We start from the raw sequence: 14,358 nt of genomic DNA on the forward strand, positions 1-14,358 counted from the left end.
GGTGACACGGACCACCCCTTGGCACAGTGGCCTCATGAGCCCCGAAGACACCGAGGTGGTCGAGCTCGCGCAGGCCCTGATCCGCCGCCCGAGCCGCGCCGGGATCGACGACTAAGGCCCCGTCCTCGCCGTCCTGCGGGACTGGCTCGGCGCCCGTGACCTGCCGTATCGCAGCCTCTACGACGACACGGGCCGGCCGGTGGCCCTGCTGGTGGAGGTGGCGGGTGGCCGGCCGGGGCCGTGGTGGGCGCTGGATGCCTGCGTGGACACCGCCCCCTACGGCGACGAGGGCGCCTGGTCGTTTCCGCCGGACGGCGGGGACGTCGTGGACGGGTGGCTTCGGGGGCGCGGCGCGGCCGATTCCAAGCTGGCGGCGGCGATGTTCTGCCGGGTCGCGGCGGACCTGCACGCCCGGGCGGAAGAGCTGAGCGGCGGGCTCGCGGTCCTGCTGGACGTCGACGAGCACACCGGCGGGTTCGGCGGAGCCCGGGCCTATCTCGCGGACGCGGCCGCGGTTCGCCCGGCGGGGGTGATGATCGGCTATCCCGGCCCGGACGAGGTGGTGGTCGGCGGGCGGGGCCTGTGGCGGGCCACGATCGCGGTGCACGCGGAGTCGGGACACTCCGGATCGAGGCGCACGACGCCTGGCGCCGTCTCCCGCGCGGCGCAGCTGGTGCAACTACTGGAGGAAGCCGAACTCCCGTACACCGAGGGCGACTTCCCCCTGCCGCCGAAACTGACGGTGACCTCCTGCCACGGCGGCGAGGGCTTCTCAGTCGTGCCCGGCCTGTGCGAGCTGGGCGTCGACCTCCGCACGACCCCGGCCTTCGACGGCGGCGCGGCGGAGCACCTGGTCCGCACGGCGGCTGCCGAACTGGACGCGGTGCTGCCAGGCCCCACGCCGACCGTGATCACCCAGGTGGCTTCCTGGCCGCCGTACCGCCTGACCGAGGACCAGCAACCCGCCGCGGCGCTGTTGGAAGCCGCCGTCCGCGAGGGGCTGACGGTCCGGGCCAAAACGGCGGGCCCCTCAAACATCGGCAACATGCTGGCGGGGCAAGGCATCCCGGCGACGGCAGGCTTCGGCGTCCGTTACGAGGGCCTGCACGGCACGGACGAGCGAGCCTGCCTCACAGACCTGCCCAGGGTTCACGCCATCTACAGGCAAGCCGTGCTGCGCCTGCTGACCGACGGCCCGGCACCCCCTTGAGGGGCGCGGGGAACTGCGCGACCAGCCACAACGGCGCCGCAGACGACAAACTCACCGACTCTCAAGAATGACGTGCAACTCCCGCTCCTGATCCCCTGACGCCGAGGAAAGATCACGCACCGTGAACAGGGGATCCAGCGTGCTGCGCAGCCGCTCGATCGCCCAGTACCCACCCTGCGCGTCGACCTCGACGGAGGACGACAGCCGCCCCGGTGCCGGGCACTCGTGCGCATCGGTGACCTCGAACGTGCCGAGCCACACCATCGGCCGGGTCTCATGGAGCTGCTCCGGCACCTCGTCCGGGCCCCGATCGGACTCGAAGCACGCGCACAGCGCGTCGAACACGATCCGGGCGTCCTCCTTGCTGCATCCGCTGATCTCGAGGGAGACCGGCTCCTCGTGCGAGCGCTGACGATCCATCGTGACCGCTCCTCTCGTGGCTGTGGCGCGGTACCGCGAGTTCCCCGCGAACCGCGTCACACCCCCAGAAAAGCACCCCTGGCCGCACCGGACCAGCGAGAGGCTCAGCTCCGTGTGAAGCGGTACGTCTTGCTGTCCGTCAGGACGCAGAAGCCCGGCGACACGACGATCACGCGCAGGGTGCCGTCCCGGCGGTCGTAGTCGATGCCCTCGACCTCGAAGGTGCCCGAGCAGGAGCTGCGCAGCGGAAGCTGCCGGAGGGCGGTGACATGGCCGGAGACGTCCGATGTGCCGTTCGGCTTGGCGGACAGGTCGACCTGGAGGAGCGGCTTGGTGATGCCGAAGAGGGTTCCGGCGGGGTCGTCGGAGGAGCACAGCAGTGTCGTCGGGCCGGAGAAGTCGCAGCCCTGCACGTCGCGTACGGCGTGGTCGAGGTTGACGGTGGAGGCCTGCGGGAGGTTCGCCGAGGGCGAGGTGCTCGCGTTGACCCCCGGGGTCGGGAACACGAGGAAGCGGCTCATGGTGCCGTACTCGCCGGCCAGCATCCACTGTCCGTCGGGAGAGATCGCGACCCAGGAGTTGTTGAGGGCCTCGCCGGAACTGAGCGTGTGGACGTACTCCGACCAGGCGCCGCCCGGCGCCTGCACGCGGAACATCTTCGCGTTGCCCGAGTCGGCCTGGTAGGGCTCGACGTAGTAGCCGTTGTAGGAGGCGTCGGGATCGCCGACGTGGTTCCAGCCGCGGCTGGAGACGCCGGCGGGGATCGTGCCGATGCCGGTGTAGCGGTTGGGGCTGTTCGCCGGGACCTCGACTGAGGTCAGGCCCTGGCTCTCGGTCAGCGGATCGGCGCGGTCCGAGCCCACTTCCGTCCAGGTGTCGGCCGCCGATGCGGGCGGAGCGGCGGACAGGACTGCGGCGACCGCTAGGGTGAGTGCCGCGGTCAGGGCCGCGTGACAACGTTGCCGGGCGCGCGGGGGCATGCGTGGCTCCTCTGTGGGGGGCGGGGCGTGCTCGGCGGACAGTCTGGCCCGAAGGCGTAGTCATGTACAGACCAATTCGGTAACGGGGGCTGTCGGCTCGGTGACGGTCCGTACCGGGTACTGTCGTCACGCTCCGGGGGACGGCCCCCGTCGTGTTGAGGGATGGTGGAGGTGGGCGACGGGGTCGTCACAGGGACGGTTGAGCGCGGTAGAACATGGGGAGTCGGCACGGGGGACGGCGTGCCGCGCGAACGGGCGAAGGCGGTGCGTGGAATGAGTGCACCTGGGTTTCCGGTGGCCGAGGGCGAGGAGTCGGTACGGCCGAGCGGGCTGCTCGACGTACTGGGCGTGGCCTCGGTGGTCCTGGATGCCGAGGGACGCATCGTGCTGTGGAGCCCGCAGGCCGAGGAGCTGTTCGGCTATCCGGCGCAGGAGGCCCTCGGCCAGTACGCGGCCCGGATCATGGTGCACGAGCAGCATCTCGACCTCGTGGTCAAACTGTTCGCCGATGTCATGGTCACCGGTCAGAGCTGGGCCGGTGCCTTCCCCATTCGGCGCAAGGACGGCAGCACGCGCCTGGTGGAGTTCCGCAACATGCGTCTGCTGGACGACCACGGCGACGTCTACGCGCTGGGGCTGTGCGCCGACCGGTCGACCGTACGGCGGCTGGAGCGGGACGTGGCGCTGTCCACCCGGATGATCGCGCAGTCCCCCATCGGGCTGGCCGTCCTGGACACCGATCTGCGGTACGTCTCGGTCAATCCGGCCCTGGAGCGGCTCAACGGGATCGCCGCCGAGGAGCACATCGGCCGGTCGATCGGCGAGGTCCTGCCGCACCTCGACGTCCAGGCCATCGAGGGCGCGGCACGTCATGTGCTGGAGACCGGGCGTCCCCTCGTGGACCAGAAGGCGACCGGACGGACCCCGGCCGATCCGGACGAGGAGCGTGCCTGGTCGCTCTCGCTGTACCGGCTGGAGGACGCCGTCGGGACCGTGCTGGGCGTGGCCGGCTCGGTCGTGGACATCACCGAGCAGCACCGGGCGAGCGTCGAGGCGGAGGCCGCGCGCCGGCGGCTGCAGGTCATCGCGGACGCCTCCGCCCGCATCGGCACCACCCTGGAGCTGGACCGCACCGCCCGCGAACTGGCCGACGTCGCCGTGCCGGAGCTCGCCGACATAGCCGCCGTGGATCTGCTGGAGGCGGTGGTGGCGGGCAGACGCAGCAGCCTGGGCCCCACGGAGCCGGCGGTGATCCGGGCCCTCGCCGTGCAGGCGGACGGCGCCCCGGAGGCGCTGCGGGCGGCCGACCCGCCCGGGCAGGTGACGCGGTACGGCCCAGACCGCCTGGTCACCGAGTGTGTGCGCACCGGCCGGCCGGTGATGGTTGCGGAGGTGGCGCCCGCGGACCTGCCGCGCATCGCCCGCTCCCCCGAGGCGGCCGAGCTGCTGGCCGAGGCGGGCGTCCACTCGTATCTGGCGGTGCCGCTGATCGCCCGCGGCGAGGTGCTCGGCGCGCTGGACCTCAAGCGCACGCACAACCCCGAGCCGTTCAGCGAGGACGACCTGCTGCTCGCCCGTGAGCTGGCGTCCCGCGCGGCCGTGCAGATCGACAACGCCCGCTGGTACCAGAACGCCCGCGACACCGCCCTCACCCTCCAGCGCAGCCTGCTGCCCAGCCACCCGCCGGTGACCGGCGGCCTCGAGGTCGCCTCCCGCTACCAACCGGCGGGAGCCACCAGCGAGGTCGGCGGCGACTGGTTCGACGTGATTCCGCTGGACGGCGGCAAGACGGCCCTGGTGGTGGGCGATGTGATGGGCAGCGGCATCAACGCGGCCGCGACCATGGGCCGGCTGCGCACCGCGACCAACACGCTCGCCTCCCTCGACCTCGATCCGGCCCGGCTCCTCGAACACCTCGACAAGATCACCGAGGGCCTGGACCACTCGATCGCGACCTGTGTGTACGCCGTCCACGACCCCCAGCTGCACCAGTGCCGGATCGCGAACGCCGGGCATCTGCCGCCGGCCCGGCTGCGGCCCGGGCATCCCCCGGAGCTGCTGGAGCTGCCCACGGGCGTACCGCTGGGCGTGGGCGGGGTCGCCTTCTCCACCACCACGGTCGACCTGGAGCCCGGCGACCGTCTCGTGTTCTACACCGACGGGCTGGTCGAAACCCGGCAGCACCCGCTCGACGAGCGCCTGGACGCCCTGCTCTCCCTCCTCGAAGGCCCCGACCGCCCCCTGGAGGAGGTCTGCGACCTGCTGCTGCGCACCCTGCACCAGCCCGACAACTCCGACGACGTGGCGCTTCTCATCGCACGTGTGCAGCAGCAGAAGACGGGCTGACCGCCCGGGGCGGCCGGTCGCCCGGGCTCTCACAGCTGGTGATTACGGGTTCCTTATCGCCCGCATTCGACAATCACAGCAAGGCATGGCATGCAGACCGCCGCCTGCCGTGGCCGATGGGAGCGAGCCGTGATGCACGAGCCGGAGCAGGGACCCACTGCGGGGGGCGAGCCGCCTGACGGGCGCTTCGGGACGCCCCCGGGCATGGAAGTGATGACCGGTCCGGGCGGCCCGGACCGCGAGCCCGGGCCGTGGCGGCGCCGCTCCCGCCGGGCGCGTGCCGTGGCCGCGGCGGCCACGGTCGCCGTGCTGGCCCTCGGCGGCACGGTCGCCTACGCCGCCACCTCGGGCGGCTCCAGCCAGAGTGCCTCGCCCTCCGCGGCCGGGGCCGCCTCCCCGTCGCCGGACCGCCCCGGTGGCCGGCACGGTGTCGGCCCCTGGTTCGGTTTCGGCTTCGGGGGCATGGGCGTGCACGGCGAGACGACGGTCAAGGACCAGGACACCGGCAAGTGGGTCGTACGGATCTGGCAGCGCGGCACCGTCGAGAAGGTCGACGGCGACCAGGTCACGCTCAAGAGCGACGACGGCGTCCGCTGGACATGGACCGTGAACTCCGACACCACCGTTTTCCGCGACGGTACGAAGGGTTCGGGCGCCGGCGGCCTGAAGAAGGGTGAGACGGCCCTCCTGGCCGGCACCCGCTCCGCCGACGGCACCCGCACCGCCACCCGCGCGATCTCCGGCCCCTTCGACCGCCAGGGGCCCGGCGACCGGCACGACAGGTTCCGTGGCCCCGGCAACAGGGACTGGCGGGGCCACGCACCGTCCCCGAGCCCGTCGGGCAGCGGCGCGAGGACCTGAGGCACCGATAGCCTGCGTCCTCATGACGCGTCCTTGGATCCTGCCGCTTCTGCTGGTGCTCGGTGGCTCGGTCGTCGCGGCCGGACTGCTCTTCCGGGGCAGCCCGGCCGCCGCGGTGGCCATCCTGCTGGTGTTCGTGGCGTTCGCGGGCGTGAACTCGCCCCTGGCCTTCCCGCGGTCGATCGGCTGGCTGGAGGCACAACGCCGCAGCGAGGCCGACGGCCGACCGGTCGTCTTCTGGCGCCCCGGTTGCACGTACTGCATGCGACTGCGCCTTCGACTGGGCCGCAGCGCCCGTCAGTTGTACTGGGTCGACATCTGGCGCGACCCGGCAGGGGCGGCGGCGGTGCGGGAAGCCAACGACGGCAACGAGACCGTACCGACCGTCGTCGTGGCGGGCCGGCCGCACACCAACCCCGATCCGGCATGGGTGCGCGAGCAGCTCTCCCCTTCCGCCTGACCGGGAGCCGTCTTTCAGTCCGCAAAAGGCACGTTCAGGAGCGGACGCCGATCACGACATGGGCGTACAGCTCCTCGGAGGCCGCCAGGCGCACCCTCAACCCACCCGTGGTGAAGGCGTCGACGGCCCCTGCGGCCTGCCGTTCGCTCGTCTCGACCAGGAGGCAGCCGCCGGGGGCGAGCCAGCCGGATGCCTCGGCGGCGACCCGGCGCAGGACGTCGAGTCCGTCCGCGCCGCCGTCGAGCGCGACCAGCGGTTCGTGGTCGCGGGCCTCCGCGGGCAGCAGTCCGACCTCGCCGGTGGGAACGTAGGGCACATTGGCCGCGAGGATGTCGATACGGCCGCGCAGCTCGTCCGGCAGCGCCGCGAACAGGTCGCCCTCGTGGACCCGGCCGCCGACGGCGCCGACATTGCGGCGGGCGCAGCGCACCGCGGCCGGGTCGATGTCGGCGGCGTGCAGTTCGACCCGGCCGAGCGCGGTGGCCAGGGCCGCGCCGACGGCGCCCGAGCCGCAGCACAGGTCCACGACGACGGATGCGCCGGGGGCTTGGGAGAGGGCCTGTTCGACGAGGAACTCGGTACGGCGGCGGGGCACGAACACGCCGGGTTCCACCGCGATGCGCAGCCCCCGGAACTCGGCCCAGCCGACGACGAGTTCGAGGGGCAGCCCGCAGGCCCGGCGGTCGACCAGGGCGGCCAGTTCCTCGGGCGTGCGCGCGGCGGCCAGGATCAACTCCGCCTCGTCCTCGGCGAAGACACACCCCGCGGAGCGCAGCGCGGCGACGACCGATGCGCGGGTGGAGGGCGACGGCAGGGAGGCAGGTGAAGGGGACAGAGGAGGCATGAGAGCCGAGAGCCTTTCGGTAAGTCGAAGGGCGCTCTCGCGGTCGCCTACTGCCGGCGGCCCGCGTCGACTCGAGGTGTGAGCACCCGACCTGACACAGCGGTAATGGGTCTCACCTCCTCGGTCTTCGGTGGCCGGGAGCTTCCACGGCCGGGCGCCAACACTACCGCAACGCGTCAGACGCCGACCGTCTCCTCGACCTCTTCCTCCGCTTCTTCTTCGGCCGTCTCTTCGGCCTTCAGTCGGGCCTTCTCCTCCCCGGCCACCCGGACCGGCGCGGCGGCTGCCACGGGCGCTTCGGTCCGGCTGCGCGCCCGCTCGTACCCGGCGGCGATCGCCGTGACGGCGAGACCCAGCAGCAGCCACGCGATGAGCGTCCATACGTTGCGGGACAGGCCGTCGCTGTGGAAGTACAGGAGGCTGCGGGCGCCCTCGACGAATCCGGCACCGTTCCAGAAGGCGTGCAGGGTGCCGAAGAAGCCGTTCTGCAGGTCGGGGCGGAACAGACCGCCGGAGCTGGTGAAGTTGAGCATGACGAACAGCACCATCATGGCGAGGGTGGTCCAGCGCTTGAGGAAGGTGTGCAGGCCGACGCCGACGAAGAGGATGCCCGCGGAGTAGAGCCAGGCCATCCCCCACAGGCTCGCGAGGTCGTGGTGGGCGAGGTGGAAGACCGGCCCGGCCAGCAGCGCGCCGATGCCGCTGACGACGGCGGAGACGCCGAGTGCCAGCAGGGCCCGCAGCCGCATGGGCAGGGCGGCGCCGGCGGCGCCGAGCGCGGCGACGGAGGCGTAGGAGCCGATGCTCAGCGCGATCAGCAGGAAGAACAGGCCCTGCCCGGTGGGGTCGTCCTCGACCGGTGCGGCCACGTCGGTGACCTTGAGCGGGACGCCCTGTCCGGCGGCGATGGGTGTGAAGACCTTCTCGACGGCCGTGGTGTCCATGTCGGAGGCGGCGCTTGCGACCACCAGCTCCGGAGCCTTCGCGCTGGGCACGTAGGCGCCCGTGATGTCACGGGAGTCGAGCAGGCCGACGGCCTCGGAGCGGGTGGCGACCGTGCGGACGTCGAGCCTGTCCCCCGCCTCGTCCTTGACGGTCTGCGCGAACACCTTCGCCTGCGGGCCGGAGCCGACGACGGCGACGGGCAGGTGGTGGGGCTCCGGGGTGACGAACGCCCCCATGTACGCGAGTCCCATGCCGACGCACATCAGCAGCGGGGTGATCAGGTGCGTGATCACATGGCGCAGGGCCGGAGACCTCATCGCTCACAACCTCCAGGTGGTTGGCTTATACAACTCTCACTTCAAGTTGTACTATACAACCAAGTGGGGTGGGACGGTATTCCGTGGTGAACGAGGGAGGTCCGGTGGAAGCAGACGAAGCCGTGGAGACGATCCAGCGCGAGATGACGGCCTTCGCCCGCCGCGCCCGCGCCTCGGCGGGCCGTATGCACCCCGAGCTGTCGCTGGTCTCGTACACGCTGCTCGGACATCTGGAGGAGAGCGGCGGCTGCCGGGCCACCGACCTGGCGGCGCACTACGCCCTGGACAAGTCCACGGTCAGCCGCCAGGTCGCAGCCCTGGAGCAGGCCCGGCTGATCGAGCGGCGCCTGGACCCGGACGACCATCGCGTCCAGGTCCTGCACCTGACCGAGGCCGGGCGCCGGATCCTCGCCCAGGTCACCGACAGCCGTCGGGCGGCCTTCCGGGAGCGGCTGGCGGACTGGCCGGAGGAGGATCTACGGCGGTTCGCGGGCTACCTCGCGCGCTACAACGCGTGGACGCCACCCGGCGGCGACTAGGAGGCTGCCAACTCCCGTTCGTCCGTGAGGGGTTCGGGCGCGCGGGCCGCCAGGAACGCCGTGGTGCGGCGCAGCCGGAAGCCGAGGGACTCGTAGAGACGGATGGCGTTGGTGTTGCCCGCGCCGGTGTGCAGGAACGGGGTCTCGCCGCGCTCGCGGATGCCATGGGCCACCGCGAGGATGAGCCGGGTCGCAAGGCCCTCGCCGCGGAAGGCGGGGTCGGTGCACACGGCGCTGATCTCGGTCCAGCCCGGCGGGTGCAGCCGCTCCCCCGCCATCGCTATCAGGGCGCCGTCCCGGCGTATACCGAGGTAGGTGCCGAGCTCGACGGTGCGGGGCAGGAAGGGGCCCGGCCTGGTGCGCTCGACCAGGTCGAGCATCTCGGGCACGTCGGCGGCGCCGAGACGGACGGCCTCCGGGTCCGGTGCGGCGGCGATGCCGTCGTCGACGAGTTGCACGCCGTCCACATGGAAGGTGACGTCCCAGCCCGCGGGGAGCTCGCCGCAGTAGCCGGCGAGCGGCACCTCCGCCCCAGGGCCCGCGAGTGCCGCGAGGTCGGCCCAGTCGTCGGGTCCGGGATCGTCGGGCAGCGCGAGCCACGGCGACACGTCGGCGGGGTAGCGCAGCACCCGGCCGCGCCGCTCGGCGAAGTGCGCGTGCGGTCCGGTCAGCGAGGCGAGGGCGGGGTTGTCCAGCACGTGGCTCACTTGGCGACCTCGATCACGATCTTGCCACGGGCGTGGCCCTCTTCGACGGTGCGCAGCGCCTCGCCGGCCCGCTCCAACGGGAAGGTCTGCGTCACGTGCGGGTCCAGATCGCCGCGCACCACGAGGTCGGCCGCCGCCGCGAGCCGCTCGGAGGTGCGCACCCGGGCGACACGGGCGCCGCCCAGCTTCTCCACGACCTCGGGCGGGGCCCCGGCCGTGATGAGCCTGGTCCGGTCGGTGAGCAACGTCGCCGCCTCCTCGAGGACGTCGCCGCCCACCAGGTCGTACACGCCGTCGACAGCGCCCGTCACGCGCCCGGTCCAGCCCGGGCCGGACGCCACGTGCTCGGCCCCGAGCGATGCGACCAAGTCCTTCTTGGCCTCGCTCGCCAGGCCCACGACCCGCAGGCCCAGCGCACGGGCGATCTGCACCGCCGCGACACCGACGCCGCCGCCCGCGCCGGTCACCAGGAGCGTCGCGCCGGCCGGCAGGGCGAGCTGGCGGATTCCGTCGTAGGCCGTCACGGCCGCGACGGGCAGGGTGGCGGCGTCGGTGAAGGACAGCGCCTCGGGCTTGTGCGCGATCAGGTCGACCGACAGCAGCGCGTACTCGGAGTACCCGCCGACGACGGGCCGGCCGAACACCGCGTCCCCGACGGCGAACCCGTCGACTCCCTCACCGGCCTCCTCCACGACGCCGGAGACCTCGTTGCCGAAGTAGGCGGGGAAGTCACGCTCGCCGCTCTCGCCGGGTCGGCGGTAGCCGGTGCGCTGCTTCCAGTCGACCGGGTTCACCCCCGCGGCACGCACCGCGACGAGCACCTGGCCGGGGCCGGGGCTCGGCCGGTCCACGTCGACGAGGGCCTCGGCCTCCGGTCCGCCGTAGCGCGTGAAGACGTACGCCTTGGGCATCTGCTCCCACTCTCCTTCGCTGCCGCCTGGTCACCGGTTGTACGGGGCACCGGTTCCGGCACCAGTCCGCAAGGACGATCAGGCGTCCGCTATTCCCAAGCCCCCGGAGTCTTCATACGGCCTTAACGATCGCGGGCGGGCCCGGGGCGGGAGCACGCCTGACGAGCACGTACGGTTGAATGCGTCAGCAATCACTTCCGTCCCGCTGGATCCGTATGAACGTCACCCGAGGCTTCACCGGGCGCGCCCGCGTCGACAATCCGGGCCTGCCGCCCGGCCAGTACGACGCGGGCGAGGACTGGCCCGTCCTGTCCGCCGAGGTCACTCCCGAACTGGCGCCCGCCGACTGGACGTTCCGTGTCGACGGCCTGGTGGAACGGCCGCGCACCTGGGACTGGGAGCAGGCGCACGCGCTGCCCGCGTCGGCGTACGAGGGCGACATCCACTGCGTGACGAGTTGGTCGAAGTTCGGGGTGCGGTTCGCGGGCGTGTCCCTGGACGCCTTCCTCGACGCGGTGGGCCCCCATGCGTCGGCCACCCATGCCGTCGCCTACTCGCACACCGGCTACACCACCAACCTCCCCCTCGCGGACCTGACCGGCGGGCGCGCCTGGATCGCCTGGGAGTACGAAGGGCAGCCCCTTGCCCCCGAGCACGGCGGGCCCGCCCGGCTGCTGGTGCCGCACCTGTACTTCTGGAAGAGCGCCAAGTGGATCGCGGGCCTGACGCTCCTCGACCACGACGAGCCGGGTTTCTGGGAGCAGAACGGCTACCACGCGCGCGGCAACCCCTGGCAGGAGCAGCGGTACTCCGGTGACTGAGCAACTGACGCAGCCGTCCCCTTCTTTCGGTTCCCCCGGTTTCACTCCCCCGACCCGCTTCGCGGTGCCCGGCCGGATCGCCGTGAGCGAGCGCGCGGCCTCGGTGTGGCAGACCGCCACGCTCACCGAGATCCGCCGCGAGACCCCGCACGCGGCCACCTTCCGCCTCGCGGTGCCCGACTGGGAGGGGCATCTGCCAGGACAGCACCTGATGCTGCGGCTCACCGCGCCGGACGGCTATGTGGCCCAGCGCCACTATTCGATCGCGTCCGCGCCCGACGACCCGGGTCACATCGAACTGACCCTGGACCATGTGGAGGGCGGCGAGGTCTCGGGCTGGTTCCACACCGTCGCCGAGCCCGGGGACCAGGTCGAGGTGCGCGGCCCGCTGAGCGGCTTCTTCGCCTGGCCGGGCGACCGGCCCGCACTGCTGCTCGGGGCCGGCTCAGGGGTCGTACCGCTGATGTCGATGGTGCGGCACCACCGGGCGCGTGGGCTGGATGTGCCGCTGCGGCTGCTGGTGTCCGCACGCAGCCCCGAAGAGCTCATCTACGCGCGGGAGTTCGGCGCGGAGACGACGCCCGTCTTCACGCGTCGCGCACCGGCGGGTGCGCCCGTGGGCCGTCTGGCCGCAGCGCATCTGGCACCGCTCCTGGCCGAGCAGCCACCCGGTGGGTGGGAGGCCTACGTCTGCGGCTCGAACGCCTTCGCCGAGCATGCCTCACGGCTGCTCGTCGAGGCGGGCCAGCCCGTCGACCGGATCCGCATCGAACGCTTCGGCTGACGCACCCAAGGGCAGGCGGGACGGATTGAGCGATCTCCCGCCTGCTGGGTACCCGGTTCTCCTGGGCACTCGCGCGCATACGCGGCGCGGAGGGACAATACGGACCGAAGACGATACGGCCCCTCCGGCTCCGGCGACGGCGAGGAGGTGGACATGCGAACCCGGGTGCGCGGCTGGCGCTGGCGGCGCAATCCGCTGCGGCGCCGGTCGGACGTGGTCGAGGCGTGGACGGCGCTGGTCTTCGCCGTCCTGCTGCTCGTGGGCGCGCCACTGGCGGGAGCGCTCGCGGGCTGGTGGGCCCATGACGACGCGCGGGCCGTGGCGGCCGCGCAGCGCGCCGAACGCCACCGGGTACGGGCCGAGGTCGTCGGCAGGACTCCCGAGAGGCCGCCGTCGGTGCAGAGCGGCCGGGATCACTCGTACCGCGTGGATGTCCGCTGGACGGACGCGACCGGCCCACACACCGCGAAAGCACGCGTGCCGACGGGCATCAAGCGCGGCGACACCGTCGACGTCTGGTTCGACGCCGCAGGCAGGGCCGTTCCCCCGCCACCGGGCGAAGCCCAGGTCTGGCAGCACACCGTGACCATCGGCGTCTGCGCCGCGGGCGGCGCGGTGGCCGTGGTGCTGCTGGCGCACACGGTGGTACGCCGGGTGTCCACCGGGCACCGTCTGGTCGAGTGGGAGCGGGAGTGGGCACGGACCGAGCCGGAGTGGACGCGGCGCCGGGCGTGATGCACGCGGAGGCCTGCCCCCCCGGCGCGATGGCCGCGGGGCAGACCGCTGGGTGACCGGCCGTGCGTCAGGCGCGGCAGCGCAGCATCTCGAGCGGGGGGTTGGCGGTGAAGTCCGCCCAGAAGTCCGCGCCGAACGCGCGCACGCCGGCCTCGGAGACCTGCAGCGGGACCCAGGCCGGCTCGCCGAACCCGGCCGCCCGCAGACACTGTTCATAGACCTCGCGGCGCGGGGCGGTGGAGACGATCTCGATGGGCGGGTCGAGCAGCGCGGTGACGCGGACGCGCGGTCCGGTCTCGGTCTCCTCGCCGGTCGGCTCGCAGAGGAAGCCGTACTTCTCCAGGGAGGCCTTGTCGAAGACGTAGTCGGGGGACTGCATGAGCGCGAAGAACTCGCCGCCGGGCTTCAGGCTCCGGTGTACATGGCGGCACATCCGTTCCATGGCGGCGATGTCCTCGGCATAGTTGAGCATCTGCACCCCCGTGACGATGTCGAACTCGCCTTCCATAGGCCATAGTTGAGCCACATCGCCCACCTCGTAGCGCACACCCAGCGGATCGCGCTCTTCCGACTCCCTTGCCGCAGCCACCATTTCACTGGAGATGTCGATTCCGAGAACGTCCTCTGCGCCGCGCCGCTTGAACTCCCTGCTGTAGAAGCCGGTACCGGAGGCCAGGTCGAGGACCGACTTGCCGCGCACGTCCCCGACCAGGGCCAGGAAGCCGGGTACTTCCGCGTACTGCGTCAGCGGGAGGGACTTGAAGCCCTCGAAGGCCTCACCGATCTTGTCGTACTGCTGGACACTCACGTTGCTTTCTCCCCTGTGCTTGGTCATGTCCTTGGGCGCCGGCCCCCGCGCCCTGGGCACGCCGCAGCCACTGCCCGGCAGTCTCGCGGCCCCCCGGCGGGCCGTCGTACTGACAGAAGCCACAAAGATCCGGACCCCGCCCCGGCCTCATGTACAAGCGGCCTCAGGGACGCGACGCGCTCAGGCGGGCTGCCACAGCTCGATCCGGTTGCCCTCGGGATCGGTGACCCAGCCGAATCGGCCGACGCCGTCCATGTCCTGTGTCTCCTCGGCCACGTTCGCTCCCTTGGCGCGCAGTTGCACGAGCATCGCATCCAGGTCGCGGACCCGGAAGTTGAGCATGGTCTGCTGGGAGGGGGACCCGAAGTAGTCGGTCCCGGACTCGAACGCCGCGAAGACGGTGGGCCCGGCTTCCGGACGCCACAGACCGTTGTCGTCGACGTCGAGGCCCAGACAGTCGCGATACCAAGCGCCCAGGGCCGCCGGATCGGCGGCGCGCAGGAAGTAACCACCGATTCCAAGCACACGTTCCATGCCGCCATCCTGCCAGGACGGCGATCGGCGGAACGGGCACCGCGCCCGCTTCGCCCCGCTGCCTGGATGCGGTTCCGAACGCGTCCTCCGAGGGCTGGTGCACATGGAGGGCCGTCTCGCCAAGGAGGCGGTCCCG

The 14,358-nt window shown here is 72.2% G+C and carries 16 protein-coding genes; 8 read left to right on the plus strand and 8 right to left on the minus strand.

Annotation, left to right across the window (positions count from 1 at the left end; genetic code table 11):
* Window positions 1-199 precede the first annotated feature (199 nt).
* Window positions 200-1,210 carry a M20 family metallopeptidase gene (locus ABD355_RS03280; RefSeq protein ID WP_344398484.1) on the plus strand — a complete coding sequence of 337 codons (1,011 nt, stop codon included), beginning with the start codon at window positions 200-202 and terminating at the stop codon, window positions 1,208-1,210.
* Window positions 1,211-1,261: 51 nt separating this feature from the next.
* On the opposite strand, the gene ABD355_RS03285 is transcribed toward ABD355_RS03280, so the two are convergent.
* Both ABD355_RS03285 and ABD355_RS03290 read right to left on the minus strand, forming a co-directional pair.
* On the minus strand, window positions 1,262-1,630 hold the full coding sequence (locus ABD355_RS03285; RefSeq protein ID WP_344398485.1) for a hypothetical protein: 369 nt from the start codon (window positions 1,628-1,630) through the stop codon (window positions 1,262-1,264).
* A 104-nt stretch (window positions 1,631-1,734) separates the two neighbouring features.
* Complete coding sequence (locus tag ABD355_RS03290; RefSeq protein ID WP_344398486.1) at window positions 1,735-2,610, minus strand: hypothetical protein; 876 nt, start codon at window positions 2,608-2,610, stop codon at window positions 1,735-1,737.
* Between the two features lie 273 nt (window positions 2,611-2,883).
* Between ABD355_RS03290 and ABD355_RS03295 the strand changes: the two genes are divergently transcribed.
* The 3 genes from ABD355_RS03295 to ABD355_RS03305 all read left to right on the plus strand — a co-directional run bounded on the left by ABD355_RS03295 (window position 2,884) and on the right by ABD355_RS03305 (window position 6,277).
* A complete protein-coding gene (locus ABD355_RS03295) occupies window positions 2,884-4,956 on the plus strand; it encodes a SpoIIE family protein phosphatase (protein WP_344398487.1) in 2,073 nt (690 codons plus the stop codon).
* A 204-nt stretch (window positions 4,957-5,160) separates the two neighbouring features.
* Window positions 5,161-5,817 carry a hypothetical protein gene (locus tag ABD355_RS03300; protein WP_344398488.1) on the plus strand — a complete coding sequence of 219 codons (657 nt, stop codon included), beginning with the start codon at window positions 5,161-5,163 and terminating at the stop codon, window positions 5,815-5,817.
* Between the two features lie 22 nt (window positions 5,818-5,839).
* The gene (locus ABD355_RS03305) at window positions 5,840-6,277 is read left to right on the plus strand and encodes a glutaredoxin domain-containing protein (protein ID WP_344398489.1); all 438 of its coding nucleotides are present in this window, start codon (window positions 5,840-5,842) and stop codon (window positions 6,275-6,277) included.
* Between the two features lie 34 nt (window positions 6,278-6,311).
* Here ABD355_RS03305 and ABD355_RS03310 read toward each other — a convergent pair whose 3' ends face one another.
* Both ABD355_RS03310 and ABD355_RS03315 read right to left on the minus strand, forming a co-directional pair.
* Window positions 6,312-7,121, minus strand: a complete 810-nt coding sequence (locus tag ABD355_RS03310; protein ID WP_344398490.1) for a putative protein N(5)-glutamine methyltransferase — start codon at window positions 7,119-7,121, stop codon at window positions 6,312-6,314.
* 176 nt (window positions 7,122-7,297) lie between these two features.
* Window positions 7,298-8,383, minus strand: coding sequence for an ABC-2 transporter permease (locus ABD355_RS03315; RefSeq protein WP_344398491.1), 1,086 nt, complete (start codon window positions 8,381-8,383; stop codon window positions 7,298-7,300).
* A gap of 104 nt (window positions 8,384-8,487) precedes the next feature.
* Here ABD355_RS03315 and ABD355_RS03320 point away from each other — a divergent pair, with 104 nt between their 5' ends.
* Window positions 8,488-8,922: a MarR family winged helix-turn-helix transcriptional regulator gene (locus ABD355_RS03320; protein ID WP_344398492.1), complete on the plus strand. Its 435-nt coding sequence runs from the start codon at window positions 8,488-8,490 to the stop codon at window positions 8,920-8,922.
* On the opposite strand, the gene ABD355_RS03325 is transcribed toward ABD355_RS03320, so the two are convergent.
* Together ABD355_RS03325 and ABD355_RS03330 are read right to left on the minus strand one after the other, a co-directional pair.
* Entirely contained in the window at window positions 8,919-9,629 is a 711-nt protein-coding gene (locus ABD355_RS03325; protein ID WP_344398493.1) for a GNAT family N-acetyltransferase, read from the minus strand. The genes ABD355_RS03320 and ABD355_RS03325 overlap by 4 nt on opposite strands.
* Window positions 9,626-10,540, minus strand: a complete 915-nt coding sequence (locus ABD355_RS03330; RefSeq protein ID WP_344398494.1) for an NADP-dependent oxidoreductase — start codon at window positions 10,538-10,540, stop codon at window positions 9,626-9,628. The genes ABD355_RS03325 and ABD355_RS03330 overlap by 4 nt, the downstream gene beginning before the upstream one ends.
* A gap of 215 nt (window positions 10,541-10,755) precedes the next feature.
* On the opposite strand from ABD355_RS03330, the gene ABD355_RS03335 reads away from it, so the two are divergent.
* From ABD355_RS03335 to ABD355_RS03345, 3 genes are all read left to right on the plus strand, one after another.
* Entirely contained in the window at window positions 10,756-11,361 is a 606-nt protein-coding gene (locus tag ABD355_RS03335; protein WP_344398495.1) for a sulfite oxidase-like oxidoreductase, read from the plus strand.
* The gene (locus ABD355_RS03340) at window positions 11,354-12,145 is read left to right on the plus strand and encodes a ferredoxin reductase (RefSeq protein ID WP_344398496.1); all 792 of its coding nucleotides are present in this window, start codon (window positions 11,354-11,356) and stop codon (window positions 12,143-12,145) included. The genes ABD355_RS03335 and ABD355_RS03340 overlap by 8 nt, the downstream gene beginning before the upstream one ends.
* A gap of 153 nt (window positions 12,146-12,298) precedes the next feature.
* On the plus strand, window positions 12,299-12,880 hold the full coding sequence (locus ABD355_RS03345) for an Rv1733c family protein (RefSeq protein ID WP_344398497.1): 582 nt from the start codon (window positions 12,299-12,301) through the stop codon (window positions 12,878-12,880).
* A gap of 67 nt (window positions 12,881-12,947) precedes the next feature.
* On the opposite strand, the gene ABD355_RS03350 is transcribed toward ABD355_RS03345, so the two are convergent.
* Entirely contained in the window at window positions 12,948-13,688 is a 741-nt protein-coding gene (locus ABD355_RS03350) for a class I SAM-dependent methyltransferase (protein ID WP_344398498.1), read from the minus strand.
* 180 nt (window positions 13,689-13,868) lie between these two features.
* The gene (locus ABD355_RS03355; protein WP_344398499.1) at window positions 13,869-14,222 is read right to left on the minus strand and encodes a VOC family protein; all 354 of its coding nucleotides are present in this window, start codon (window positions 14,220-14,222) and stop codon (window positions 13,869-13,871) included.
* Window positions 14,223-14,358: the final 136 nt, after the last annotated feature.

Origin of the sequence: Streptomyces longisporus (assembly GCF_039532765.1) — a bacterium.
Taxonomy (GTDB): domain Bacteria; phylum Actinomycetota; class Actinomycetes; order Streptomycetales; family Streptomycetaceae; genus Streptomyces; species Streptomyces longisporus.